Here is a 24415-nt window from a genome sequence, read left to right on the forward strand (position 1 = left end):
GGGCGGCTGGGGGGCCGGGCGCGGCGCCGCTCAGGGCTCCCGGCGGTCCGTCGTGGTGATGCGGGCGATCGCCTCGAGGGTCAGGGACCGGTCGTGCGGCTCCCGCGACAAAGCGCGATGGAGCGTCAGTCCTTCTATGAGGGCGTCGAGTTGGCGGGCGGTGTCCGGGTCGAAGTGCTTCTCCAGGTGGCTGCGGCTGCGGCGCATCCACTCATGGGTGAGCTCCCGGTAGGCGGGCCGACGGGCGGCGAGCGAGTACAGCTCCTGGGTCAGCACGAGGTCGCGCGAGCTGCCCTCGGACAGGGCGTGGACGAGGTCGGCCACGGCCGTACGGGCCTCCTCACGGCCGGTCGGCGCCGCGAGGTACGTGTCGAACACGGCGACGATGTGGCCGGTGAAGTCGCTGAACGCCTCCCGCAGCAACTCGTCGATCCCGCTGAAGTGGTACGTCATCGACCCCAGCGGCACCCCGGCCCGCTTGGCGATCTTGCGGTGGGAGACCGCCGCGAGCCCCTCCTCGGCTATGAGGTCGAGGGTGGCGGCGATGATGCGTGCGCGCCGCTGCGGGTCGGTGTGTCCGGTGGCCATGGGCGTCGCGCCTCAGAGGGTCCGGACCGGACGGGCGGGACTGCCGACGGCGACCACGTTCGCCGGCACGTCCTTGGTGACGACCGAACCGGCTCCGATCACGGAGTTGTCCCCGATGGTCACGCCGGGCAGGACGATCGCTCCCCCGCCGATCCAGACGTTGTCGCCGATGGTGATCGGCTGCGCGGCCTCCAGCTTGTCGCGCCGGGGCTGCGGTTCCAGGGGGTGCGTGGGGGTGAGGAGCTGGACGCCGGGGCCGATCTGGCAGTCCTCGCCGATGCTGATGGCGGCGACGTCCAGCGCGGTCAGGTTGTAGTTGACGAAGGTGCGCGCCCCGATGGTGATGTTGCTGCCGTAGTCGACGTACAGGGGTGGACGCACGTGCGCCTGCTCGCCCACCGCACCGAGCAGTTCGGCGAGGATCGATCCCGCCGCCTCGGCGTCCTCGGCATAGGCCGCCTGGTAGCGGGCGGCCAGACGTACGGCCTGCTGCTGCCGGCGGGCGATCTCGGGGTCGTCGGCGATGTAGAGGTCGCCCGCCCGCATCCGTTCCAGGTGGGTACGGGGGTCCTGTGCGAAGTAGTCCGTCGCCATGGGAACGACGGTACACCCCGAAGCGTACGAACGTACACTCCCCGTGCCGAAGACTACCGCTTGACGCTGCCGGCCCGCAGCACCCCCGCGCACACGACCACGAGCGCGCCCGCGAGGGGCACCACCACCAGTCCCACCCGAAGGCCGGCCTTGTCGGCGACGAGCCCGACGACCGGCGGGGAGAGCAGGAATCCCAGCCGCATCAGCCAGGAGACGATCGTGAGCCCCGATCCGGGCTTGAGGCCGGGCAGTTCGTCGGCCTCGAGCATGGCCGCGGGCACCAGCGTCGCCACGCCGAACCCCGCCGCGGCGAAGCCGAGGATCGTTCCGGGCACCGTGGGCACCGCCAGCGCCAGCCCCATGCCGACCGCCGTGATGAGGCCACCGGCGCGGGCCACCGCGCGCTGGCCGAACCGGTCGACGAGCCGGTCGCCGAGGATCCGGCCGACGAACTGGGCGCCCACCAGGGCGATGAAGCCGGATGCCGCCAGCGCCGCCGAGGCGTTCAGCGAGCCGGAGAGGTAGAGCGCGGCCCAGGAGTTGCCCGCGTCCTCGACGAGCGTGCCGGCCGTCGCGATGAGGACGAGCGCGATCATCACGTAGCGGACGCGTGAGGCCACGGCCGAACGCCCGTTCCGCTGCGGCGCCCCGCTCTCGGCGCCCTTCTCGTCCGCCTCCTCGACCGGCTCGGTGTCGGGTCCGGGCAGGGCGAACCGCAGGGCGACACAGGCGGCGAGACCGAACACCACCCCCGAGATCGTCAGGTGCGCCCCGCGCGAGAGGTCGAGCGCTATGGCGGCGGCGGCCATGGAGCCGCCGGTGACGGCTCCGATCGACCAGACGGCGTGGAAGGAGTTGATGATGGAGCGCCCGTAGCGGCGCTGCACCCGCAGACCGTGGGCGTTCTGCGCGACATCGGTGATCGCGTCCATCGCTCCGGCCAGGAACAGCGCTCCCGCGAACAGCACCACCGAAGGCGCCACGCCCGCGACGAGGATCCCCGCCCCGGTCAGCAGGGTGCTCACCACCGCCACCCGCGCCGACCCCAGGCGGCGGATGAGGACCCCCGCCGCCAGACCGGCGACGATGGCCCCCGTCGGGAACGCCGCGACGGCCAGCCCGTAGGCGGCGTTCCCGATGCCGAGATCCGCCTTGATCTGCGGATAGCGGGGCAGAAGGTTCGCGAACAGGGCCCCGTTGGTGAAGAAGAGGACGGCAACGGCTGCGCGAGCCTGCCGCTCGGCCAGGGCGGGCCGACGCAGTACGTCAGTGGTCATGTGCCTGACCTTATCCAGGGAGCGTACGAACGTACACTCTTTTCGGGCGGCACTGTCCGAAAACACGAGGCGTCGGGTGCCGAGCCGGTGCTCGGCACCCGACGGGCGGGGCGGTGGCTCACCCGCCCCTATCCGTTGTAGGTCTCGAACTCGGCGATCCGCGGGGTGCCGTTCGAGCCGGTGATCTCGAAGGTGATCTTGCGCAGCGAGGTCCGCGCGAAGGAGACGACGCCCGCGCTGCCGCCGGAGGCCAGGACGGCACCGGTGTCGTGGTTGAGGAGCCGCCAGGACCGGACGGCACCCTCGGAGCCCGCCGCCTCCCGGATGTTGACCTTCGACACCGCGGTGTCGGACGACCACTTGACCGAGACGGAACCGGTCGAGCCGCTCGGCGACCAGTGGGTGCCGAGGTTGCCGTCGATCACGTTGCCGTAGCTCGTCCCACTGGCCTTGCTGGAGCCGTCGGCACCGGCACCGCGGCTGAGGTTGGTCCCGGTGGGGGGATCGGTCGGGTCCGTCGGGTCGGTGGGGTCGGTCGGGGCGGGGTTCTGCGGCGTGCAGTTGCCGTCCGACACCTTCAGGCCCTTGTTGGCGCCCGCCGTCCGGCTCACCACGTCCGGCACGCAGTTGGCGGCGTCGAGCTTGTAGGAGTAGGGGATGCCGACCGAGGTGTTGGACGTCGGGTCGGGGCCGGCGGGCTGGTTGTCGCCGCTGCGGGCGGACCAGGTCACGTTGTCGAAGACGTTGCCGCCGACCTGCCAGTAGCCGGCTTCGCTGGTGTAGAAGGTGCCGAGGACGTCCTTGGAGTCCTCGAAGTAGTTGTTGTCCACCTTGGCGCGCGCCCCGGCCCGGGAGTTGATGCCGGAGTCGTTGAGGCGCTTGTAGTGGTTGTTGTACATGTGGGCGACGCCGCCGCGCAGCAGCGGCGCACGGGAGTCGATGTTCTCGTACAGGTTGTGGTGGAACGTGATGTTGCCGTTGGAGCGGTCGCTCTCGCTGGATCCGATGAGGCCACCGCGGCCGGAGTTGCGCAGGGTGCTGTACGACAGGGTCACGTACTGGGTGTTGTCCTTCATGTCGAAGAGGCCGTCGTAGCCCTCTGACTCCCCGCCGGACGCCTCCAGGGTGACGTGGTCGACCCAGACGTTGCGGACGTCGCTCTCCATGCCGATGGCGTCGCCGCCGTTGGAGGTGGGCGAGCCGGACTTCTTGACGTTCCGGACGGTCACGTTCTGGATGATGATGTTGCGGGCCTCCCGGATGTGGATGCCCAGCTGGTCGAAGACGGCACCGCTGCCGACCCCGACGATCGTGACGTTGCTGATCTGCTTGAGCTCGATCACACCGGCGGCGGTGTTGCAGCTGCCGCCCGACACCTTGCTGGTGTTGCCGTGATTGATGGTGCCCTGGACCTCGATGATGATCGGGGTGCTGCTGCTGGCGCGGTTGCACAGGGCGGTGTGGATCGCGGTGCCCGTGGTGGCCCGGACCGTCTGCCCGCCCGCACCGCCGGTGGTCCCGCCGTTCTGGGTCGCGTAGCCGGTGGCGCTGCCGGTCGCGGCCGATGCCGAGGGCATCGACACCACCAGTCCGGTGGCGGCCGCGAGGGCCGCCGCGGCCAGCGTCGCGTGGAACCGCAGTGCTGCTGATCTCTTCATGCGGAGCTCTCCCTGTTCACTTAACGTCATGGACATGTCATGCAGGGTGCCGTCGAACGCCATCGATCCGATGGAAAGCGCTTTCTCGCCGCGAGAATAGGGCGCCCCCGTCCGGGCTGACAAGGCTCCGGACGCCATGAGTGCGCCTTCTCATATCTCATACACCAGACGTCGCCCATCTTCCCTCTGAAGCCGCACATGCAGCCTTGATGCACGGTTTCGGCAGCGCGTGCGCATCGATAAGGGATTTCCCCCTCGCATCTGCGGCAGTATGATCAGCGGACGCGTTCCCCTGGATCGGTCCGTGAGAAGCAAGCAGTAGGCAGAGGGAGAAGCCCTGTGATGACCCGTCCCGCTCCCCGGACCCGTCGGACGAGGCGGGTGGCCGGTGCGGGCACCGCCGCGCTGCTGCTCCTGGGCGCCGTGACCGCATGCTCGCCGTCCCCCGACGCCCCCTCCTCGGGCTCTTCGTCCGGCAAGCCGTCCGGCACGGTGACCGTCTTCGCCGCCGCCTCCCTCACGGAGAGCTTCACGACGCTGGGCGAGGAGTTCGAGAAGGACCACCCCGGCACCGAGGTCACGTTCAACTTCGGCGGCAGCGACAGCCTCGCCGCCGGGATCACCAGTGGCGCCCCCGCCGACGTCTTCGCCTCCGCCAGCCCCGGGACGATGAAGACCGTCACGGACGCGGGTGGCGTTTCCGGCACCCCGACCACCTTCGTCCGCAACCGGCTGGAGATCGCCACCCTGCCGGGCAACCCGGAGGGCGTCTCCTCGCTGAAGGACCTGACCGGCTCGAAGCTGAAGGTCGTCCTGTGCGACAAGGAGGTGCCGTGCGGGGCCGCCGCGCAGAAGGCGCTGGACGCCAGTGGTCTGGAGCTCACCCCGGTGTCGTACGAGCAGGACGTCAGGAGCGCCCTGACGAAGGTCGAGCTGAAGGAGGCGGACGCCGCCCTCGTGTACCGGACCGATGTGCTCGCGGCGGGTGACAAGGTGGAGGGCGTGGACTTCCCCGAGGCCGCGCAGGCCGTCAACGACTACCCGATCGCCCTGCTCAAGGACGCGCCCAACGCCGGGGCGGCCGAGGCGTTCATCGCGCTGGTGCGCTCCGAGGAGGGCCAGAAGGTCCTGGCCGACGCAGGGTTCCTCACGCCGTGACCCCCGCGGGCACCCCGGGCGCCCCGGCCGCCGCCCGCAAGGGCGCCGGTCCGCGGCTCCGCCGCACACCGGCGGGCGGCGGCCGGGGTGTACCGCTGCCCCTGCTGCTGCCCGCGCTGCTCGGTCTGGCGTTCCTGCTGGTGCCCCTGCTCGGCCTGCTGGTCCGGGCCCCGTGGCGGAGCCTGCCCGAGCAGTTGACCAGCCCCGAGGTGTGGCAGGCCCTGCGGCTCTCCCTGGTGTGCGCCACCGCGGCGACGGCGGTGAGCCTGGTCGTCGGCGTACCGCTGGCCTGGCTGCTGGCCCGTACGGAATTCCGCGGCCGCGGTCTGGTCCGGGCCCTGGTGACGCTGCCCCTGGTCCTGCCCCCGGTGGTGGGCGGTGTGGCCCTGCTGATGGCGCTCGGCCGCAACGGCATCGTCGGGAAGTGGCTGGACGCCTGGTTCGGCATCACCCTGCCCTTCACGACCGCCGGTGTCGTGCTCGCGGAGGCGTTCGTGGCGATGCCGTTCCTGGTCATCAGCGTCGAAGGCACCCTGCGCGCCGCCGACCGCCGCTACGAGGAGGCCGCGGCCACCCTGGGCGCCTCCCGCTTCACCGCGTTCCGCCGGGTCACGCTGCCGCTGATCGCGCCGGGCGTCGCGGCGGGCTCCGTGCTGGCCTGGGCGCGGGCGCTGGGCGAGTTCGGGGCGACGATCACCTTCGCCGGCAACTTCCCCGGCCGCACCCAGACCATGCCCCTGGCGGTCTACCTCGCCCTGCAGAGCGACCCGGAGGCGGCCATCGCCCTCAGCCTGGTCCTGCTCGCCGTCTCGATCGCGGTGCTGGCCGGCCTGCGCGACCGCTGGTTGACCGCGTCATGACCCGCACCGACAAGCCCCGGCACGTCCTCACCGGCGACGGCCCCGGTACCCGCGGACCCGAGGGCCTCGACGCCCGGCTCGTCGTCGACCACGACACCTTCCGCCTCGACATCGCGCTCACCGCCGCCCCGGGCGAGGTCGTCGCCCTGCTCGGTCCGAACGGCGCCGGCAAGAGCACGGCCCTGCGCGCCCTCGCAGGCCTCGCGCCCCTGACCGCCGGCCATCTGCACCTGGACGGTGCGCGGCTGGACCGTAGGCCACCCGAATCCCGCCCCGTCGGCGTGGTCTTCCAGGACTACCTCCTCTTCCCCCACCTGACCGCGCTGGACAACGTGGCCTTCGGTCCCCGCTGCCAGGGCGCCACGAAGGCGCAGGCACGGGCGACGGCCGCCGAGTGGCTGGAGCGCATGGGTCTGGCGGACCACACCGGTGCCAAGCCCCGCCGCCTCTCCGGCGGCCAGGCCCAGCGCGTGGCGCTCGCCCGCGCCCTGGCCACCAGCCCCCGGCTGCTCCTCCTCGACGAACCCCTCGCCGCCCTGGACGCCCGCACCCGTCTGGACGTGCGTGCCCAGCTCCGGCGTCACCTGGCCGCGTTCGAGGCCGTCGCCGTCCTGGTCACGCACGACCCGCTGGACGCGATGGTGCTGGCCGACCGCCTGGTGGTCGTCGAGCACGGCAGGGTCGTCCAGGAGGGAACGCCCCAGGACATCGCCCGCCGCCCGCGTACCGACTACATCGCCCGACTGGTCGGTCTGAACCTCTACACCGGCCGGGCCCGGGGCCACACCGTGCGGTTGGATTCCGGTCCGACGCTCACCACCACCGAGGACCTCACCGGCCAGGTCTTCGTCGCGTTCCCGCCCGGCGCCGTGACCCTCCACCGCGACCGCCCCACCGGCTCCAGCGCCCGCAACCTCTGGCACGGCGAGGTCACCGGCATGGAGACCCACGGCGACCAGATCCGCGTCGCCCTCGCCGGAGAGCTTCCCCTGACCGCCGACCTCACCACGGTCGCCGCCGCCGAACTCGGCCTGCAGCCCGGCACGGACGTCTGGGCCACGGTGAAGGCGACCCAGACCCACGCTTACCCGGTCTGACCGGCCACAGGCAACACGCCCGGCGCGGCTTTCTCGCCGCCCCGGCCGGATCACCTCGAGCCGAGAACGGAAAGGCGCCATTACTCCATGGGAGGGAATTCCGGCGCCGCGCAGGCGGGATACCCCCGGCGACCATAAGCTTCCGGTAATGGGGGTCAAGACTGCGCCATTCCAGTCGAGGAGAACCGATGGCTGAACGAATTGCCCGTCGACGCGGCTATCGAGAAGGCCTCGTCGGCGAGATGACCGCAGAATTCCTGGGAACGTTCGTCCTGATTCTCCTGGGCGCCGGGTCGGTGGCCGTCGCCGTTGTCGGCCTGCCCGGATCAGGTCGAGAAACGGTGGCCTTCGGTCCCGCCAACTGGATCATCATTTCGTGGGGCTGGGGGCTCGCCGTGGTGTTCGGCATCTATGTGGCCGGCGGTATCAGCGGCGCCCACATCAATCCCGCGGTGACGCTGGGCTTCGCCGCCCGGCGGGACTTCCCCTGGCGGAAGGTCCTGCCCTACTGGCTGGCGCAGGTCGCGGGGGCGTTCGTCGGCGCCGCGCTCGTCTACGCGTCCTACCGGTGGGCGATCGACGCGGCCAATGCCAAGGCGGGAATCCCGCGGGACGAATCACTGGCGACATTTTCGATCTTCGCCACGTTCCCCGCCGAATACTTCGGAGATTCCTGGTGGGGCCCCCTGCTCGACCAAATCATCGGCACCGGGATTCTACTGCTGCTGATCTGCGCGCTCATCGACACCCGAAACCTGGCTCCCGGGTCCAATCTCGGCCCGTTTCTCATCGGCCTGATCGTCGTCGGGATCGGTTTCACATTCGGCACCAACGCCGGATATGCGATCAATCCTGCCCGGGACTTCGGCCCCAGGCTTTTCACCTATTTCGAAGGCTGGGGCTCCATCTCCCTACCCGGAACCTACCAATGGTTCAGCGGCTATTGGTGGATCCCCATTGTCGGCCCCCTCATCGGCGGAGTCATCGGGACCGGCGTGTACGACCTGCTCATCAGCCCGGTGCTCAAGGCCCGGCTCGGTGCGACCGAGGAAGGCCCGGCCACCGAGGAGCCCTCCTAGTGCCCTGCCACGGACGGACGCGCCCGCACCCCTTCCCGTACGACCACGAGGAGAGTGGCCACGATGCCCGAATTCGTCGGCGCGGTGGACCAGGGCACCACCAGCTCACGCTTCATGATCTTCGACCACGACGGAAACGAGGTGGCGAAGCACCAGCTCGAGCACCACCAGATCCTGCCGCGGTCGGGGTGGGTCGAGCACGACCCGGTGGAGATCTGGGAGCGCACCAACACGGTGATCCAGAACGCCCTCCGTGCCGGGAACCTGTCGGCCACCGACCTCAGGGCCATCGGCATCACCAACCAGCGCGAGACCACCGTGGTCTGGGACCCGCGCAACGGCCGCCCGTACTACAACGCCATCGTCTGGCAGGACACCCGCACCGACAGCATCGCCGCCGCCCTCGAGCGTGACGGCCACGGCGAGGTCATCCGCCACAAGGCCGGCCTGCCGCCGGCCACCTACTTCTCCGGCGGCAAGATCAAGTGGCTGCTGGAGAACGTGGACGGACTGCGCAAGGCCGCCGAGGCGGGCCACGCCCTGTTCGGCAACACGGACGCCTGGGTGCTGTGGAACCTCACCGGCGGACCAAACGGCGGGGTGCACGCCACCGACGTGACCAACGCCAGCCGCACCATGCTGATGAATCTGGAGACCCTGGACTGGGACGACGAACTGCTGGACGTCTTCGGCATCCCGCGCGCGATGCTGCCCACCATCAACCCCTCGTCCCATCCCGAGGCGTACGGCCAGGCCCGCACCTCACGGCCGCTGAGTGCCGCCGTTCCGATCACCGGCGTACTCGGCGACCAGCAGGCGGCGACCGTCGGCCAGGTCTGCTTCTCCCCCGGCGAGGCCAAGAACACCTACGGCACCGGCAACTTCCTGGTGCTCAACACCGGTACGGATCTGGTGCGTTCGCAGCACGGGCTGCTGACGACGGTGGCGTACCAGTTCGCCGGCAGCCCGGCGGTCTACGCGCTGGAGGGGTCCATCGCCGTCACCGGCGCGGCCGTGCAGTGGCTGCGCGACCAGTTGAAGATCATCACGAGCGCCCCGGAGAGCGAACAACTGGCACGTTCGGTGGACGACAACGGCGGGATGTACTTCGTCCCGGCCTTCTCCGGCCTGTTCGCCCCGTACTGGCGCTCCGACGCCCGCGGCGCCATGGTCGGCCTGGCCCGTTACAACACCGGGGGCCACATCGCACGGGCCACGCTGGAAGCCATCTGCTACCAGAGCCGTGACGTGGTCGATGCCATGGAGCAGGACTCGGGCGTGCACCTGGACGTGCTCAAGGTCGACGGCGGCGTGACCGCGAACGATCTGTGCATGCAGATCCAGGCCGACGTGCTGGGTGTGCCGGTCAGCCGTCCGGTGGTCGCCGAGACCACCGCGCTGGGCGCCGCCTACGCCGCCGGGCTCGCCACCGGGTTCTGGCGCGACACCGACGAGCTGCGCTCGCACTGGCAGGAGTCGAAGCGCTGGAGTCCGGTGTGGAGCGAGGAGCAGCGCCAGGACGGCTACCGGGACTGGAAGCGTGCCGTGGAACGCACCCTGGACTGGGTCGAGGTCACCTGACCCGACCACCGGTGGCCGGTGCGGCTGTCAGCGGTCGGCGATGTCCTCGCGGAGGCCGTCGGAGAACTCCCACCATGACAAGGGGAGCCAGTCGCCGTTGACGAAGGCGTCCACTGTCGCGCCGCGACCACGGACCGTCACGACCGTCCCCGGTGGGTACGTGGTGCCGGACAACCCTGGCACGGGGACGAGCAGGGTCCCCAGCCTCTGTGCTGCCATGTTCCACCACTCCCTTCTCGGCACGGCGCCGGATATAGATATATCCGGAGATTACCGGTTTGCCCGATCGAGGGGACCGGAGAATCATGAGACATGAGTCACGCGGACAGCGGGCGGGGCGTGACGATCGAGCACGTACGCCATCGAGTGGAGGTCGCAACCATGAAGGCCGTCGTGTACAAGGAGCCGTTCAGCGTCGCGGTCGAAGAAGTCGAGAAGCCCAGCATCCAGCATCCGAACGATGTGATCGTACGGGTCACCTCCACCGCGATATGCGGCTCCGATCTGCACATGTACGAAGGCCGCACCGCTGCCGAGCCCGGCATCGTCTTCGGCCACGAGAACATGGGAATCATCGAGGAGGTCGGCCAGGGCGTCACCTCGCTCAAGGAGGGCGACCGCGTGGTCATGCCCTTCAACGTCGCCTGCGGCTTCTGCACCAACTGCGCCGAGGGGTTCACCGGGTACTGCCTGACCGTCAACCCCGGCTTCCCGGGCGGCGCTTACGGCTACGTCGCCATGGGGCCCTGGAAGGGTGGCCAGGCCGAGTACCTGCGTGTTCCCTACGCCGACTTCAACTGCCTGAAGCTGCCGGCGGGAAAGGAGCACGAAACCGACTTCATCCTGCTCGCGGACATCTTCCCCACGGGCTACCACGGCTGTGAACTCGCCCAGGTCCGCCCCGGCGAGAGCGTCGCGGTGTACGGCGCGGGGCCGGTCGGCCTGATGGCCGCCTACTCGGCCCTGCTGCGCGGCGCGAAGAAGGTGTTCTCCGTGGACCGGGTCCCCGAGCGGCTGCAGAAGGCCGAGGAGATAGGCGCGGTTCCGATCAACTTCGCCGAGGGCGACCCGGTGGAGCAGATCAAGGACCAGACCGAGGGCATCGGCACGGACAAGGGCGTCGACGCGGTCGGCTACCAGGCGTCGGCGCACGGCGCGGACCACGAAGAACCGGCGACCGTCCTGAACTCGCTCGTCGGGACGGTCCGGGCCACCGGAGCGCTCGGCGTGCCCGGCCTCTACGTCCCGTCCGATCCCGGAGGCCCGGACGAACAGGCCAAGCGCGGCATGCTCCTCGTCGCGATCGGCAAGCTCTTCGAGAAGGGCCTGCGGATGGGTACGGGACAGTGCAACGTGAAGCGCTACAACCGGCAGCTGCGCGACATGATCATCGAGGGCAGGGCGAAGCCCAGCTTCGTCGTCTCCCACGAACTGCCCCTGGACCAGGCGGCGTCGGCCTACGACAAGTTCGACAAGCGCATCGAGGGCTACACCAAGGTGGTGCTGCACCCGTAACACCACACCACACCGCTTCGGCCCGGGAAGCGAAAAGCGTGAGCACCGAACCGATCGGGTGCTCACGCTTTTCCCTGCCGGCCAACGACCGGTGCCGGACGAGCCGTTCACCACACCCCATGGGTTTGTCCCGGTCCGCCGAACTGGCGGCCGACCCGATCCGCTTCGAGCAGGACGGGGACGGACGGACCGACATCGACGTGTGGCGGGCCGCCGAGAGCCTCCGCCGCTTCCGCACCGAGTGGAACGACGCCCTGACGAACGCGGGCCGGGGTTCGGTCCGCAGCGTTCCTTCTCACCATTGCTCCTTGCGCAGCCGAGCAAGGCCGGGGTGTGCGCGGGCGTGTACCCGGGGGTGTGCAACCGGCGGTGGTGACTGCTCCCTGTTCAAAGGGACGGCCATCGCGCAACTCTCTCTGGCGAACTGCGAATTCACCCCTGGGAGGCGCACTGTGAAGAGGTTCTTCGGGAAGGTCCAGCCGGCCGAGCCGGAGGTGTCCGACGCAGAGCGCGAACTGTTCGGCGGCCCGCTGCGCTACGACATGGGCTGGTCCCGACACGAGCACGCACGGCTGGACCTGACCATGCTCTCCGCCCTCCGATCGATGCCGACCCTGGTCGGTGCGACCCTGCGCATGGCGTGGAAGGCTGACCGCCGGGCGCTCATCGCCGTCGGGATCAGCGAGGTCGGGCAGGGCGTCGCCGCTGCCGTCGGACTGCTCGCCGTCAACGCCGTCATGCACGCCCTCCTCGGCTCCGGCAGCGCCGTGGAACGACTGCACGCCCTGTTGCCCGGTCTGCTCGTCGTCGCCGCGATCGCCGTCGCCAACTCGGTTCTCGCCGGGTGGTCCACGTCCCGGGCGGGCCGCCTGGAACCGCTCGTCGAGCGGATCGCCACCACCCGGTACCTGGCGGCCGCCACCTCCGTCGAACTGGAGGCCATCGACGACCCGGACTTCCGCCGCCTGATCGACATCGCCCAGTACGGCCCGGCTTCCGCCCGCCGCATGATCAGCGCCTGTGTCGCCGCGCTGAACAGCACCATCTCGCTGGTGGCCACGGCCGGCGTGCTCACCGTCCTGCACCCGGCACTGCTGCCCATGCTGATCCTCATCGCCGCGCCGCGCGGCTGGGGTGCCATGCGCGTGGCCCAGGAGCGCTATGTGTCGGTGATGAGCTGGATCGAGCACCTGCGGGCCAGCCGCCTCATCGGCAACCTCCTGACCGAGCGCACCGCCGCCCAGGAGGTGCGCATCCACGGCGTCGGCCCTTTCCTGCTGAGCCGGTACAAGCGCATGGCCCGAAGCGCCGAGGCCGAGCAGGAACGGCTGGCCTCCAGCAAGGCGGTCACCGAGTGGGCGGCCGCGGCACTGTCCGGAGTGGCGATGGCGGCCACCTACGGAACCATGATCTGGCTGATCATGAGCGGGCACATGAGCCTGGCGGTGGCCGGCACCGCGGTGATCGCCGTCCGCTCCGGCTCGGCGAGCCTGGGTGCCCTGGTGATGAACATCAACACGCTGCACGAGGAGTCCCTCTACGTCCGCGATCACGGACGCTTCCTGACCGAGGCCGCCCGACGCGCCATCCCCGAGACCGGCGATCCGGTTCCGGAACAGATCGAGCAGGTCACCCTCGACCGGGTCACCTACCGCTATCCCGACCGCGAGGCCCCGGCGTTGGACCAGGTGACGCTCACCCTGCCCATGGGCTCGGTCACGGCCGTGGTGGGCGAGAACGGTTCCGGCAAGAGCACCCTCATGAAGATCCTCTCGGGCCTGCTGCTGCCCCAGGAGGGAACCGTGCGGTGGGGCGACTCGAACATCGCCGGCCTGGAACGCTCCCAGGTCTTCGACCGCGTCGCACTGCTCACCCAGGACTTCCAACGCTGGCCGGTGACGGCCGCGATGAACATCCGCATCGGGCGTCCCGGCCACGCCGCCTCCTCAGAAGACCTTCAGGCGTCCGTCGACTACGCGAGGGCCGACTCGGTCGTCGCCAAACTCCCCGACGGGCTGCAGAGCCTGCTGGCCCGCGTGTTCCGCGGAGCCGTCGAACTGTCCGGCGGCGAATGGCAGAAGATCGGCCTGGCCCGCACCCACTGGCGCAGCTCCACCTCGCCGGCGGACAGCGTCCTCATCGTGGACGAACCCACCTCCGCCCTGGATCCGGAAGCCGAGATCGAGGCGTTCGACCGCATCCGTCGGCTCGCCGCACCGAACCGCGCCGTCGTCCTCGTCACGCACCGCATGTCCGGCGTCCGCCACGCCGACCGCATCTACGTCCTGCACCAGGGGCGCCTGGCCGAGCACGGCGGCCACGACGAACTCATGGCCGCCCGAGGGCGCTACGCCGCGATGTTCGACGCCCAGGCCGCCCAGTACATCCTCGTCGGCGCCATCCCCCGCCCCACCTCACCCCCCGTCACGGACCCCGCCTGAAGCCTCCGCCCGAAAGGCCCGCTCACCATGCCGGCCCCTCCTCCCGCCACCTGACTCCATGCCCAAGGCCCGCGCTGCCCCGTGCCTGGCGCACAGCCCGTGAACCGGGCAGCCGACCCGGCCCCGGTCGGGACGCACCCGCGGGCGCTGCGTGCCGTGCGGGAGCGGCAACCCACCCACGTCCGGTGCGGGGGCGGCGACGACGATCGGCCGGCGTCGCCGGTCCGTCCCCTCCGCTGTCCGGTGAACGCGGCAGCCGACCCGGCCGAGGAGCTGCCGGCGCCTCAGCGCGGCGCGTCCGCGTCGAGCTGCGTCAGCCCCTGCTCCCACCGCTGCCGGCGGTCGCTCCCGGACTGCTCCCACCACGGTGTACCCCGCTCCCCCAACGCCACCTTCGCCCGGTGGACACGACCGCGTGCGGAGCGTTCGGCCCGGGCGTCGCCCGCGGCCGTCGCGGCACGCACCGCGCGCCGGGCCGCCATGAGGTGACGGCGCAGACGGGCCGCGGTCTCCTCCGGAACGGAGGGATCCGTCGCCCGCCGTCTCCGTCCCCGGACGACGACGAAGTGCCCGTCGGAGGTCTTCTCCGGAGCCCGGCCCGCGTCCATGGCGTCCCTTCTGCCCCTCGCCGCCTCGCTCGGCTGTCCCGATCATCCGGTCGAGGCGACGAGGACGCCGTTCAAGGCGTTCGACCGGGACCGTCCGCCGCCGGGACCCCTACTCTCCTCCCGGAGCGGTCCCGGGACGGGTGGTGGACAGGAACGTCTCCCAGTCGGCGCGGCCGCCCGCGCCCAGTACTCCGACATCGGCCCCGAGCTCGCCGGTGGACGGCTCCCTCAGTTCGCGGCGGGCGATGCGGGCGACCACGTACGGGAAGACCGGTCGCAGAGGCTGGCACCAGCGCAGCCACGGCGGGGCGTAGACGTGCCGGGCGCGGTGCGCGATGCCGGTGGCGAGCCAGTCGGCCACCTGATCGGGGCTGTGCACTCGGCGTGCGAACCACGGCTGATGCCGGCGCAGGGCCCGCAGGACCGGATGGTCGTCGATGCCGACGACCATGTCGGTGCCGGTCCAGTGGAGGTAGGCGATGCCGACGGCTACCCCGTCGGGCTCCACCTCACCCCGCAGGGCCTGGGCGAAGGACTCCGCGCCCGCCTTGGACGCGCAGTACGCGCTCATCATGGGCGCGGACCCGAAGGCGGCGGTCGAGGCGATCTGCAGGAAGTAGCCGCGGGTGCGGGTGAGCTGCGGCAGGAAGGCCCTGGCCGTGTTCGCCGACCCGACGAGGTTGACGTCGACGACGCGCCGCCACAGGTCGGCCGCCGTACGGCTGAAGGGGCCGCCCGTGGCGATCCCCGCGTTGGCCACGACGGCGGCGGCCGGCCCGAGCCGCTCCTCGACCTGCCGTGCGGCCTCGTCGAGCGCGGCCTGGTCGGTCACGTCCGTCTCGACGCAGACGCTCGGAGAGGTCAGTGCGGCCGCCGCCCGGTGGAGGGTCTTCTCCTCGCGGCCCAGCAGGGCGACGCGCATGCCGTCCGCGGACAGGCGCCGGGCGAGGGCCTCCCCGACGCCGCGGGCCGCCCCGGTCACCACGGCGACGCGCCCGCGCAAGGGGCTGTCATGAGCCGCGGTGTGTACGCGTGTGCCGGTGAAGGTACGCATGCGTTCCTCTCCTCTCCCCCGCCCGTCACGGGCGTCACAACACACTGCCCCGGTCGGCCTCGCCGACAGGAATCGAGCGTCGTACGGGCGTCAGGAGTCCCGACGGCCGGGCAGCACGCAGCCGCTCCCACCAGTCACTCCAGCACATATCTCCAGGTGGGGCGAGCCCGATCGGCTCGACCCGCTGGATACCTGTGAAACAGGTCGAAACCACCGGCGCCACCACTGAACCGCAGGTCAGCCGCTCTTTCCCGCAGGCTCCAGGATCGCCACGCACTCCACACGGTGCGGCATCGGAAAGACGTCCGATGACAAGGGAGCCCTGGTCGCCATCGGCTCGGTACTCGTCGGATTCCGTGCTCGCCACACGTGGGGGACGCACCTCAACGGGATCCTGGTCCGAGGTCCGCGAGCAGGTCGTCCAGCACCGCTTCCTCCTCGATCCGGACACCGTGCTCGACGAGAGCGACGGCCAGGGCAGGGTCCCAGGGAGTCGCGGCGGGCGGGCCCGTCAGGTCCGGGGCTTCGGCCACCGCGGCCACTGCGGCTCGGTAGTGGACGGCTTCGTAACGCCACGGCTGCCAGGGGACGTTTCCCGCCAGTGCTGCGGCGATGCGTACTCCACCCCAGTCGAAATCGCCGTGGTAGAGAAGGCCGGCTCCCCGTGCGGACAGGTCGCGCAACAAGGTGAGTGCGGCGGCCGACGGTTGCCCCTGGAGGCACACCATGGGCGGGCACGCCGGGCCGAGGGTGTCGGCGGCGGCGGACAGCACAGCCGGGTTCTCGCAGATGTGGACGGTTCCCGTCACCAAAACGGCGGCAACCGGTGCGTGACGGGTGAGGGAGCGGAGCGTCAGCACCGCCGGCTCCCCCGCGTCGGCCATCCGGTCGAGGGGTGGAGTACCGCGCAGGTTGAGGGTGAGGACGGTCGATGACAAGTCGTCCTTGAGCAGCCCCGCCGAGGCCCATGCCTCCCGCAGCCACTGCGCACCGGAGCCGTCGGGGAAGCCGGTGAGGGAACGGATGCCGGACAGGACGAGCGTGGCGAGCGGCGTCCCCTCATCCAGGGCATGAGCGCCCGAGAGGTTCCGTGCCGCGAAGGTCGCCCGCGAGATCGGGGGTGACGCGGGCAGCGCACGCAACGCGCGTACGGCAGCCTGCACCAGGGGGCCCGCGGCTTCCGGTGTGCGGGCGAGGCGCCGGATGAGACCGTCCCCGCGGACCCGCTCGGCCCAGGGCGCCAGTCCGGCACCGAGCGTGTCGAGCGGGGCGTACGCCTTTGCCCAGGCCCGTTCCTCCCTGTCCCGTGTCTCCGCACGGAGGGGGACGGGGCCGGTGAGGGCCACCACGGCGGCCGCCAGTCCGTCGGGGCTGACACCGGAACGGCGCAGGACCGCGTCCACGGTGTCGAGGCGGACGCTCAGGGAACCGCCTGCTCGTGGCGCCCGCCCCAACAGGCGCTCGACGGAGCGGCGTTGGGACGCGTCGGGGTCGGACAGGGTGACGGAGCCGGTGAGCGGCCGCCCACGGGCCATCCGCTGCCGGGCGCGGTCCACGAGCCAGGCGAGGTCGGGGTCCCCGAGCAGACGGCCGAGACGCCCGGTGTCGATGCCGGCCCGGCCCCCGGCCTCCGGCGGCACGGCCGGCACCGTGTCCGCGCCGGTGCCGTCCACCAGTGCCTCCCGCCCGGCCGCCGCGTGGACCGGGGGAACACGACCGTCGCGGGCGGACGGGTTCGTCGCAGGGTTCACGTCCACCAGGACTCCTGGCTTCCGGCTCCTGCGGCATCTCCAGCGCCTTCGACGACGGCCCGCCCCGGCTCACCGGGGGGACCCACCGGTCCCTCGGCCGCCTCGCCGGGCCCGTCGGCGAGGAGAGCCAGCCTCGACGCGTCCGCCGGTGCGCCGGGCTCCGGGCCGCGCCGCCGTTCGTTGCCGTCCCACTCCCACCGCGTCACCAGCACGGCGTCGACGTCGTCGACGCGGGAGAGCTGGGCGATGGCGATGCCCGGCACCTGGGGGTAGCAGGCCCATTCGCGCTCGCTGGTCATGACGACGTCGAGGTCGAAGGCGCGCAGCAGGCCGAGGCACTTGGCGCGCGAGTCGTCGTCGACACCGGCGAACGCCTCGTCCAGGGTGACCAGGCGCGGGGCGTACGCGCCGCCCGCGCTCGCGTAGTGGGAGGACGCGGCGGCGAACAGGGGCACGGACGCGGCCAGGACCCGCTCCCCGCCCGAGGCGGGCCCGGTGGCCGGCACCCACTTGCCGTGCTGGTGGCGTTCGACGCCGAACTCGTGCCAGGCCCGGTAGTCGAGGGCGGCGGTGAGGTCCTCCAGCCAGCTGCCGGCGCTGTCGTCGGCCTGTCGGCGGGCGATCTGTTCCTGGAGGAACGCGCCGACCGCGGCCCGGTCCTCGGGCGACCAGGCGTCGGCGGACTGGCGCAGCCGTTCACGGGCCTGGGCCAGTCCCTGCGGGGCCCGGCGGGACGCCCGCCACACCAGCCGCAGTTTCATCCCCGTGGAGGTCGGGCGCTCCTCCAGTTCCCTGTTCATGGCGGCCACCTGCCGTTCGGCCGCCCCGATCAGTTCCTGGAGCGTGCCGGCGACCTCGGTGATCAGGTGGGTCTGGAGGATCTCGCGCTCGTGTGCGGACAGGATGCGGGTCAGTTCCTCGACCTCCACCGCCAGCGCCTCGGCGAGTTCGGGCACGGCCCGTTCCCGGCCCTGGTAGACGATGTCGACCCGCATGCCGTCCTCGCTCGGACGGGCGGTGGCGGTGTGGCCGTGCCGCGACAGCGCGTCCTGGAGCCTGCCGAACTCCTCGCTCAGCCGTTTCTGCACGCGTTCCCAGGCCGCGTCGGTGTCGTCGACCGAGGAGAGCCGGGACTCCACGGCCCGCGCGAGGGAGATGGCGGGGGTCGCCGCCCACGTGCTGCCGTCGTCGTCCGGTACGGCGAGGTCGGGCAGCGCGACGACGAGCAGTCCCGTCGCGGCGAACCGCTGGAGCGCCGCGACGGCTTCCTCACGTGCGGTGGTCGCCTCGGTGACGTCCTCGGCGAGCCGCTCCATACGTCCCTCGGCGCGGCTGGCCCGCCGGTCGGCGTCACCGTACTGCGCCCGGGCCTGCTCCTGTTCGTGCGCGCAGATCCGGACCGCCTCGGCCGTCTCCCCCAGCTGCCGCTGGAGTTCGGCGACGGCCGCTCCGACGGTGGAGCGGAGTGTCGCGAGATGTTCGTCCGCAGCCGCGGCGATCCGGGCCGACTCCGCCGTACGCTTCGCGAGTTCGAAGACGAGGAGTTCGGCCCGGTGGGTCTCCTCCTGCTCGCCGGTCATCGCGCGCCCGGCCTCCGTGCGTTCGCGCAGTGCGGGCCACAGGGCCGCCAGGAGGGCGGTGTGGTCGGCGAGCGCCTGGCGCACGGCGCCCAGTGCTGCGGACTCGGTGGGGAGGTTCAGGGCGGTCGCGGTGTCGTCGAGTTCGGCCGCCGCGCGATCGGCCCGTTCTGCCGCCGGGGCCAGTTCCGCGGCCCGTTCGTCCCGCCGGGCGCGGGCGCGGCGGACCGTCTCGGTCGCGGCGGTGACGCGTGCGTGGGCGTGCCGCAGGTCGTCGTCGCCCGGCAGTGCGGCGAGTTCGGCGTCCAGTACGGCGCGGCGCTCGGCCACGGAGCGGGCTTCCTCGGTCAGCCGTTCCCGCTCCGCCGCCAAGTCGTCGATCTCGGCGCGCAGTTCTCCGATCCGGACACGGCGCGCCTGTTCCCGCGCTCCTTCTCCCACGTACTGGGCGCTGTCCTTGGCCCAGCTTCCGGTGAGCGCCCCGACGCGGAAGCGTCCGTCCGTGCGGACCCAGGTGTCGTGGCCGCCGGCTCCCCAGGAGGTCTCCCCGAGCCCGTCGCCGTCGTCCGCGGCCAGCCCGATCGAGGCGAGCAGGCGCGCGACCGTCTCCTCCCCCACGGCGGCGGCTCCCGCGTCCGCGGGGTCGACCGCCGGGCACAGCGCGCGGTCGAGACCGGCCCCGCCGAGCAGCTCGACCGGGTCGAGCAGCACGTCGTGGCCGTCCGCCGCGACCGCGGAGCCGTCCGGCCGCACCCAGGCGTCGAGGAGCCCCGACGCCTCCAGCGCTGCTTCCAGTCCCGCTCGGTCGGCCTCGGTGACGTGCGGGCGGAAGTCGACCAGCCGCCACAGCGGAGCGCCGGGGCCCCGGTCCCGTACACCGGGGGTGCGGGTGCGGGGGACCGCCGGGCCGCGTTCCCCTCCCGTTTCCAGGGCGGCCAGTTCCGCCGCCGCCAGCCGCTGCCGCTCCGCCGCCGCCTCCTCGCGGTGGGCCAGCAGGGCCGCCCGGTCGGCCAGGCGGGAGGCGGCGGCGCGATGCGCCTCGGTCGCCGCCGTACGGGCCGGCAGCGGGCCGTCCAGGGAGGTCGCCCAGTCCTGTACCGCGTCCAGGACCCCCGGCAGCCCGGGCACCCGCAGCTCCCCGCACCCGGAGAGGTGCTCCCGCACGGCCGTGACCAGCGCCCGCCCCGCCCGTGCGACGCCCTCCTCCGCCTCGGCCAGCCGCTCCTCGGCGTGCACGGCCTCCTCGTCGGCCTCGTCGGCGCGCAACCGGGCGGCCCGGTGCTGTTCCTCGGCCCGCTCGGCCCGCACGGCGAGTTCCGCCACGTGCTCGACGGCGCGCCGCCTGCTCGCCGTCGCCCCGTCCGCCTCCCGGCGCAGGACCGCCTCGGGGGCGCCCTCCGTCCGGGGGACGTCGAGCCGGGCGGCCGCGGCACTCCGGGCCACCCGGTCCCGGATGTCGTCCAGAACCTCCTGGGCGGCCGTGAGCCGGTTGTCCGCGGTGGCGAGCCGGCCCAGGGCCCGGGTGTGCGCCTCGGCCGCCGTACGCCGGTCCGCCTCGGCCCGCTTCAGCTCACCGGCCGTGCGGGAGGCGTCGTCCGCCGCCCGGTCGAGCGCGCGGGCGTCGCGCATCTCGGGCCCGGACCGCAGCGCGGCGTCCTGGGCGGCCAGCCGCGCGGCCCGCTCGTCGAGGGCGGCGCCCCTCGCCCGGGCCTCCTCGCGGTCCGCCGCGGCCCGGTCCCGGTCCGCCTGCGCCTTGGAGAGCTCCCGCTGGAGGTTCTCGTACCGGGCGTGTTCGCGGCGGGGCAGGCGGGCGCGGCGCCGGGAGGCGAGGCGGGCGTAGCGCCGGTAGTGGTCGAGGAAGGCGGAGGACGCCTGTTCGGCCTCGCGGGCCGCCCGCAGTTCCTCCTTCTCCTCGTCCAGTGACCGGAACGCCTCCGCCGCGTCGGCGACAACCGCCTGGTCCATCGGCGGCAGCGCCTCGGTCAGCGCCCGGGACAGGGCGGCCTCGCTGGGGCGCTTGGACAGCTGGGGCTGGCGCAGCTGGATCAGGAGGTCGACGAGGGCGCCGTAGCGCCGCTCCCCGAGCCCGAAGAGTGCTTCGTCGACCGCCCTGCGGTAGGCCTTCGCCGTGTCGTACACCATGCCGCGGTCACCGACGGCCTCGGCGAGCCGGTCCCGGGACAGGGCGGTCCCGGTCGCGTCCAGCAGGGCGAGGCCGGCGCCGATCCGCTGGTCGGTGACCGCGAACCAGTGCCGGGCGATACCGCGTCCGGCGACCGCCTTCAGCCCGCACAGCAGGGTGCGGAAGTGCGCCTCGCCCGTGGTGCCGTCGAGCCGTCCGAACTCGATCCAGGTGTAGCCGAGCCGTTCGGGATGCGGGTGCGCGCCGCCCAGGAGGAGGTTCCACTCCATGCGCTTGCCCGGGTCGCCGTCGGGCTCGACGCGGCGGGCGGAGAGGTCGCCGTCCAGGAGGAACGGCAGGGTGAGGGCGAGCACCTTCGACTTGCCGGTGCCGTTGTTTCCGCGCAGCAGCAGCCGGCCGTCGCGGAACCAGAACTCCTCGACGTCGTAGTGGAAGAGGTCGACGAGTCCGATGCGCAGGGGGCGCCACCGGCCGGGGGCGGGAGCGGGAAGCGCGGGGCCGGGGGTTCCGGGGCCGGGGAGCGCGGTCACGGGGCGGTTCACCTTTCGTCCTGCATGTTCTGCACTGCCTGCGCGGTCTGCGCGGTCTGCGCTGCCTTTGCGGTCTGCGCGGTCGTGGCGGGTCGGCGGGCCCGTCCGGGTTCTGGTTCTCGGACGACGGGCTCGCCGACCGCGTACCGCGCGAGGGCCGGCCGCGGGACGACGCCCCGCTCCGTGCGTTCGACGAGTCCCAGCGCCACCAGCTTGGTCAGCGCCCGCTCGACGAGTTCGGGCTCCGCTCCCGGCTCCCGCGCCGACTTGGACCAGAACCCGCCGTGCTCCACGGCCAGTTCCCGTACGCGGGCCGCCAGCTCCGCCGGTTCGACGGGCCCGGTCGCCCGTGCCAGGTGCCCCGCCAGCAACAGGGTGATGTGGCCGTGAGTGCCCTGTTCCGGCATGCGCACGTCCGTGAGGTCGTCCAGGGGGTCGACCATGGCGACGCCCTCGGCCCGGACCTCCGGGACCAGTCCGGTCAGTTCGTTGATGCGCGCGGTGATGAAGCCGCGCTGCCGGGTGAGGTAGGCCAGTTCGTCGTCGGCGAGGTCGTCGTAGTAGAGCACCGGGTCGTCCAGGAGGACGCGGGTCAGCTTCCAGCGGATCGCCCGGAACCTGAGCTCGTCGCTGTCGAGCGCGGTCCGCGCGGTCATCTCCGTCAGGCGCTCCTCGAAGCCCTCGGCCTCGACCATGGAGGGGCCCCGCAGGGACGCCGGCATCCCGGCCAGCACGCGCCGCCGCACGTCGTACAGCACGTCGCCCGATCCGCTGACGTAGGCGTCCTCGTCTCCGGCCACCCGCCGCAGCACCCCGAGCCGCAGCAGCAGGCGGACGACGGCCGCGAGGTCGAGGCGTTCGTCGCGCCGCTCCAGGGTGAACGTGATGCCGGCGGCGACGAGTTCGGGATCGGCGGCGGCCAGCACGACCTGTTCGGCGAGGCGTCCGAGCGCCACCTGCGACTCGCCCCGCTCCAGCGCGGCCAGGGCCAGGCAGAGCAGGACGTAGCGGCGGCGGGTGAAGGGCAGGGCACTGCGGGCGGCCTCCCGCGCCGGGTGCGTGGCGTCGGTGAGGGTGCCCGGCGTCTTGCGCAGCCGTGCGGCGTCGGCGTCCGTGCGCAGCGTCCAGCCGACGTTGCGCTCGAACCACTCCCGCAGCTCGGCTGCGTGCCGGCGCACCAGCCGGAACTCGTCGGCGTACGGTCCGTCGGCGGTGAGCAGCGGCTCCTTCAGCAGGGCGCGTGCGGCCTTCTGCAGGTCTGCCTGCCGCTGGCCGTCCAGAACCTCGGCGAGGGGGCCGCTGCTCATCGGTCCTCCGTGAGCCGGGGAGGGACTCCCTCTCGTGGGGCGAGGACGGATGCGGGTGCGACGCGGTCACCGCGCCCCGCCGTGAGGTCGACGATGTCGATCAGATGGTCGGGGCCGCTGAACACTCCGTCCGGTGTGCGCACTTCGGCTCTCGCTCCGTCGTCGAGCGCGGTCAGCCGGATCTCCATGGAACCGTCCCCGCTGGTGGCCGCGGTGGTGGTCGTGTCCGGCCGCCAGGTGGCGAGCGCGTCACCGAGCAGCCGCAGGAACAACTGGAAGGCGAGCGGGTCGAGTTCGCCGAGCCGGGACAGCCGCACCGGCCCGCCCGTCACGAGTCGGTCCCGTGCCCGCCTGGTCTCCTCCGTCTGCCGGGCGGCGATCTCGGCGAGCCGGCGCTTCGCCTCGCCCCGGTCGGCCACCTTGCGCGGTTTGCCGCGCCGTTCATAGCTGCCGGTGCGGCGCAGCTGGGGGCTGATCCGCAGCGGTCGCGCCTCGCCCCACGGGGTGGAGGCCGGCTCCGGGGAGGCCGTCCGTTCGGCCAGGGTGTCGGCGTCGACGGTGAGGTGCCGCGAGGAGTGCAGCCCGAACGCCACCCGCCACAGCCGGTGCCGCGCCGCGTCGTCCGGTGCCTGGGCGAACCAGCGCGCGAGGGTGCGGAAGTCGGCCGAGCGGTCCGAACGCCCGGCCCGCCGCTCGTTGAGCTGCCGTACGACGGCCAGGAGCTGCGGGATCGCACCGAGCGCCCGCCCGCGCAGCAGCCTGGCCTGCGACTCCCGCCCCTCCCCCGACACGAACCACTCGGCGAGCCCGGACCACCGGGCGGCCCACCGCTCGTACGCCACCGCCTGAGCGCGCTCGGCGTCCTCGAAAGCGGCGTCAGCGGCCTCGCGGGCGGCGGCGAGCGAGAGCAGCGGCTTCACGCTCCCCCGCTCCTCCAGCTCCCCGATCAGCAGGGCGATCCTCCCGCCGAGGGTGATGAGGTCCTGGATGAACCGCTCCAGGTACTGGATCAGCCGGTCCTTGTACGCGAGGAACGCCTCGACCTCGATGTCGTGCAGGTCGATGGTGCGCTGGAGCGAGCCCATGAAGGCGCGGGCGTTGTCCGCGAGGTCGGTGAACCGCGCCGTCAGCACGGACAGGGCGACGTACGTCTTGGCCGGGTCGGGCTCGTCCTCCGCGGCGATCACCAGCAGCGCCCGCAGCTGCGTGACGATGTCGTGCAGCGCGACCGCCTGGAGTTCCCCGCGCCGCCCCAGCACCTCGTCGTACGTCCCCAGCGCCGCCTCGGCGGCCTCACCGGCCCGGGTGAGCTGGTAGATGAACCGCCTGCGGTAGAAGTCCTCGACCGCCGTCACCCGCGCGTGGTCCGGATCGGCCCGCAGGTTGCCCCACTCCACCAGCTTGTCCAGCGCCTGCGTCACCGCCTCGAGGTCGGCGGGCCGGCTCCCCGCGTCCAGGGCCGCGTACACGTCCTCCGGCCGCAGATGCACCGCGAACCGCTCCTTGGCGGCGAGGAACGCCCTCATCACCTGGCGGTAGAGGGGGGCGTTGGGGGCGGTGAGGTGGGCGAAGGGGGCGTAGTCGGCGGAGGTCATCT

18 protein-coding genes are annotated in these 24415 nt (G+C 72.3%); 7 read left to right on the forward strand and 11 right to left on the reverse strand.

Annotation, left to right across the window (positions count from 1 at the left end; genetic code table 11):
- Positions 1-30: 30 nt before the first annotated feature.
- The 4 genes from AC6F7H_RS03990 to AC6F7H_RS04005 form a co-directional block, all read right to left on the reverse strand.
- Positions 31-588: a TetR/AcrR family transcriptional regulator gene (locus AC6F7H_RS03990; protein WP_109378225.1), complete on the reverse strand. Its 558-nt coding sequence runs from the start codon at positions 586-588 to the stop codon at positions 31-33.
- Between the two features lie 12 nt (positions 589-600).
- Complete coding sequence (locus AC6F7H_RS03995) at positions 601-1182, reverse strand: sugar O-acetyltransferase (protein ID WP_500755238.1); 582 nt, start codon at positions 1180-1182, stop codon at positions 601-603.
- 53 nt (positions 1183-1235) lie between these two features.
- The gene (locus AC6F7H_RS04000) at positions 1236-2459 is read right to left on the reverse strand and encodes an MFS transporter (RefSeq protein WP_500755240.1); all 1224 of its coding nucleotides are present in this window, start codon (positions 2457-2459) and stop codon (positions 1236-1238) included.
- A gap of 128 nt (positions 2460-2587) precedes the next feature.
- On the reverse strand, positions 2588-4117 hold the full coding sequence (locus tag AC6F7H_RS04005; protein ID WP_500755241.1) for a pectate lyase family protein: 1530 nt from the start codon (positions 4115-4117) through the stop codon (positions 2588-2590).
- A gap of 342 nt (positions 4118-4459) precedes the next feature.
- Between AC6F7H_RS04005 and modA the strand changes: the two genes are divergently transcribed.
- The 5 genes from modA (at position 4460) to glpK (ending at position 9892) form a co-directional block, all read left to right on the forward strand.
- The gene (modA, locus tag AC6F7H_RS04010; protein WP_500755242.1) at positions 4460-5275 is read left to right on the forward strand and encodes a molybdate ABC transporter substrate-binding protein; all 816 of its coding nucleotides are present in this window, start codon (positions 4460-4462) and stop codon (positions 5273-5275) included.
- Positions 5272-6135: a molybdate ABC transporter permease subunit gene (gene modB / locus AC6F7H_RS04015; RefSeq protein ID WP_500755244.1), complete on the forward strand. Its 864-nt coding sequence runs from the start codon at positions 5272-5274 to the stop codon at positions 6133-6135. Before modA ends, modB begins: the two co-directional genes overlap by 4 nt.
- Positions 6132-7232 (forward strand): ABC transporter ATP-binding protein, encoded by a 1101-nt coding sequence (locus AC6F7H_RS04020; RefSeq protein WP_500755245.1) that lies wholly within the window; start codon positions 6132-6134, stop codon positions 7230-7232. The genes modB and AC6F7H_RS04020 overlap by 4 nt, the downstream gene beginning before the upstream one ends.
- Positions 7233-7420: 188 nt before the next feature.
- A complete protein-coding gene (locus AC6F7H_RS04025) occupies positions 7421-8311 on the forward strand; it encodes an MIP/aquaporin family protein (protein WP_500755246.1) in 891 nt (296 codons plus the stop codon).
- A 63-nt stretch (positions 8312-8374) separates the two neighbouring features.
- Positions 8375-9892, forward strand: a complete 1518-nt coding sequence (gene glpK, locus AC6F7H_RS04030; protein WP_500755247.1) for a glycerol kinase GlpK — start codon at positions 8375-8377, stop codon at positions 9890-9892.
- 27 nt (positions 9893-9919) lie between these two features.
- On the opposite strand, the gene AC6F7H_RS04035 is transcribed toward glpK, so the two are convergent.
- Positions 9920-10111, reverse strand: coding sequence for a hypothetical protein (locus tag AC6F7H_RS04035; RefSeq protein WP_109378217.1), 192 nt, complete (start codon positions 10109-10111; stop codon positions 9920-9922).
- A gap of 162 nt (positions 10112-10273) precedes the next feature.
- On the opposite strand from AC6F7H_RS04035, the gene AC6F7H_RS04040 reads away from it, so the two are divergent.
- Together AC6F7H_RS04040 and AC6F7H_RS04045 are read left to right on the forward strand one after the other, a co-directional pair.
- Positions 10274-11407 carry a glutathione-independent formaldehyde dehydrogenase gene (locus AC6F7H_RS04040; protein ID WP_500761644.1) on the forward strand — a complete coding sequence of 378 codons (1134 nt, stop codon included), beginning with the start codon at positions 10274-10276 and terminating at the stop codon, positions 11405-11407.
- 452 nt (positions 11408-11859) lie between these two features.
- Positions 11860-13848, forward strand: a complete 1989-nt coding sequence (locus AC6F7H_RS04045; protein WP_500755248.1) for an ABC transporter ATP-binding protein — start codon at positions 11860-11862, stop codon at positions 13846-13848.
- A gap of 284 nt (positions 13849-14132) precedes the next feature.
- On the opposite strand, the gene AC6F7H_RS04050 is transcribed toward AC6F7H_RS04045, so the two are convergent.
- From AC6F7H_RS04050 to AC6F7H_RS04075, 6 genes are all read right to left on the reverse strand, one after another.
- A complete protein-coding gene (locus tag AC6F7H_RS04050) occupies positions 14133-14456 on the reverse strand; it encodes a hypothetical protein (protein ID WP_500755250.1) in 324 nt (107 codons plus the stop codon).
- 109 nt (positions 14457-14565) lie between these two features.
- Positions 14566-15510, reverse strand: a complete 945-nt coding sequence (locus AC6F7H_RS04055; protein ID WP_500755251.1) for an SDR family oxidoreductase — start codon at positions 15508-15510, stop codon at positions 14566-14568.
- 383 nt (positions 15511-15893) lie between these two features.
- A complete protein-coding gene (locus AC6F7H_RS04060; protein ID WP_500755252.1) occupies positions 15894-17261 on the reverse strand; it encodes a TIGR02679 family protein in 1368 nt (455 codons plus the stop codon).
- Positions 17258-21511 carry a TIGR02680 family protein gene (locus tag AC6F7H_RS04065; protein WP_500755253.1) on the reverse strand — a complete coding sequence of 1418 codons (4254 nt, stop codon included), beginning with the start codon at positions 21509-21511 and terminating at the stop codon, positions 17258-17260. Before AC6F7H_RS04065 ends, AC6F7H_RS04060 begins: the two co-directional genes overlap by 4 nt.
- 8 nt (positions 21512-21519) lie before the next feature.
- Entirely contained in the window at positions 21520-22818 is a 1299-nt protein-coding gene (locus AC6F7H_RS04070) for a TIGR02678 family protein (protein ID WP_500755254.1), read from the reverse strand.
- The gene (locus tag AC6F7H_RS04075) at positions 22815-24413 is read right to left on the reverse strand and encodes a TIGR02677 family protein (RefSeq protein ID WP_500761646.1); all 1599 of its coding nucleotides are present in this window, start codon (positions 24411-24413) and stop codon (positions 22815-22817) included. The genes AC6F7H_RS04070 and AC6F7H_RS04075 overlap by 4 nt, the downstream gene beginning before the upstream one ends.
- Between the last annotated feature and the right edge of the window lie 2 nt (positions 24414-24415).

The sequence above is a fragment of the Streptomyces sp. MMS24-W38 genome (assembly GCF_059889265.1).

Excerpts from the sequence above, each read along its gene's own strand:
- AC6F7H_RS03990 (WP_109378225.1), bottom strand. The coding sequence starts at position 588 with ATGGCCACCGGACACACCGACCCGCAGCGGCGCGCACGCATCATCGCC.
- AC6F7H_RS03995 (WP_500755238.1), bottom strand. The coding sequence starts at position 1,182 with ATGGCGACGGACTACTTCGCACAGGACCCCCGTACCCACCTGGAACGG.
- AC6F7H_RS04000 (WP_500755240.1), bottom strand. The coding sequence starts at position 2,459 with ATGACCACTGACGTACTGCGTCGGCCCGCCCTGGCCGAGCGGCAGGCT.
- AC6F7H_RS04005 (WP_500755241.1), bottom strand. The coding sequence starts at position 4,117 with ATGAAGAGATCAGCAGCACTGCGGTTCCACGCGACGCTGGCCGCGGCG.
- modA (WP_500755242.1), top strand. The coding sequence starts at position 4,460 with ATGACCCGTCCCGCTCCCCGGACCCGTCGGACGAGGCGGGTGGCCGGT.
- AC6F7H_RS04020 (WP_500755245.1), top strand. The coding sequence starts at position 6,132 with ATGACCCGCACCGACAAGCCCCGGCACGTCCTCACCGGCGACGGCCCC.
- AC6F7H_RS04025 (WP_500755246.1), top strand. The coding sequence starts at position 7,421 with ATGGCTGAACGAATTGCCCGTCGACGCGGCTATCGAGAAGGCCTCGTC.
- glpK (WP_500755247.1), top strand. The coding sequence starts at position 8,375 with ATGCCCGAATTCGTCGGCGCGGTGGACCAGGGCACCACCAGCTCACGC.
- AC6F7H_RS04035 (WP_109378217.1), bottom strand. The coding sequence starts at position 10,111 with ATGGCAGCACAGAGGCTGGGGACCCTGCTCGTCCCCGTGCCAGGGTTG.
- AC6F7H_RS04040 (WP_500761644.1), top strand. The coding sequence starts at position 10,274 with ATGAAGGCCGTCGTGTACAAGGAGCCGTTCAGCGTCGCGGTCGAAGAA.
- AC6F7H_RS04050 (WP_500755250.1), bottom strand. The coding sequence starts at position 14,456 with ATGGACGCGGGCCGGGCTCCGGAGAAGACCTCCGACGGGCACTTCGTC.
- AC6F7H_RS04055 (WP_500755251.1), bottom strand. The coding sequence starts at position 15,510 with ATGCGTACCTTCACCGGCACACGCGTACACACCGCGGCTCATGACAGC.
- AC6F7H_RS04070 (WP_500755254.1), bottom strand. The coding sequence starts at position 22,818 with ATGAGCAGCGGCCCCCTCGCCGAGGTTCTGGACGGCCAGCGGCAGGCA.
- AC6F7H_RS04075 (WP_500761646.1), bottom strand. The coding sequence starts at position 24,413 with ATGACCTCCGCCGACTACGCCCCCTTCGCCCACCTCACCGCCCCCAAC.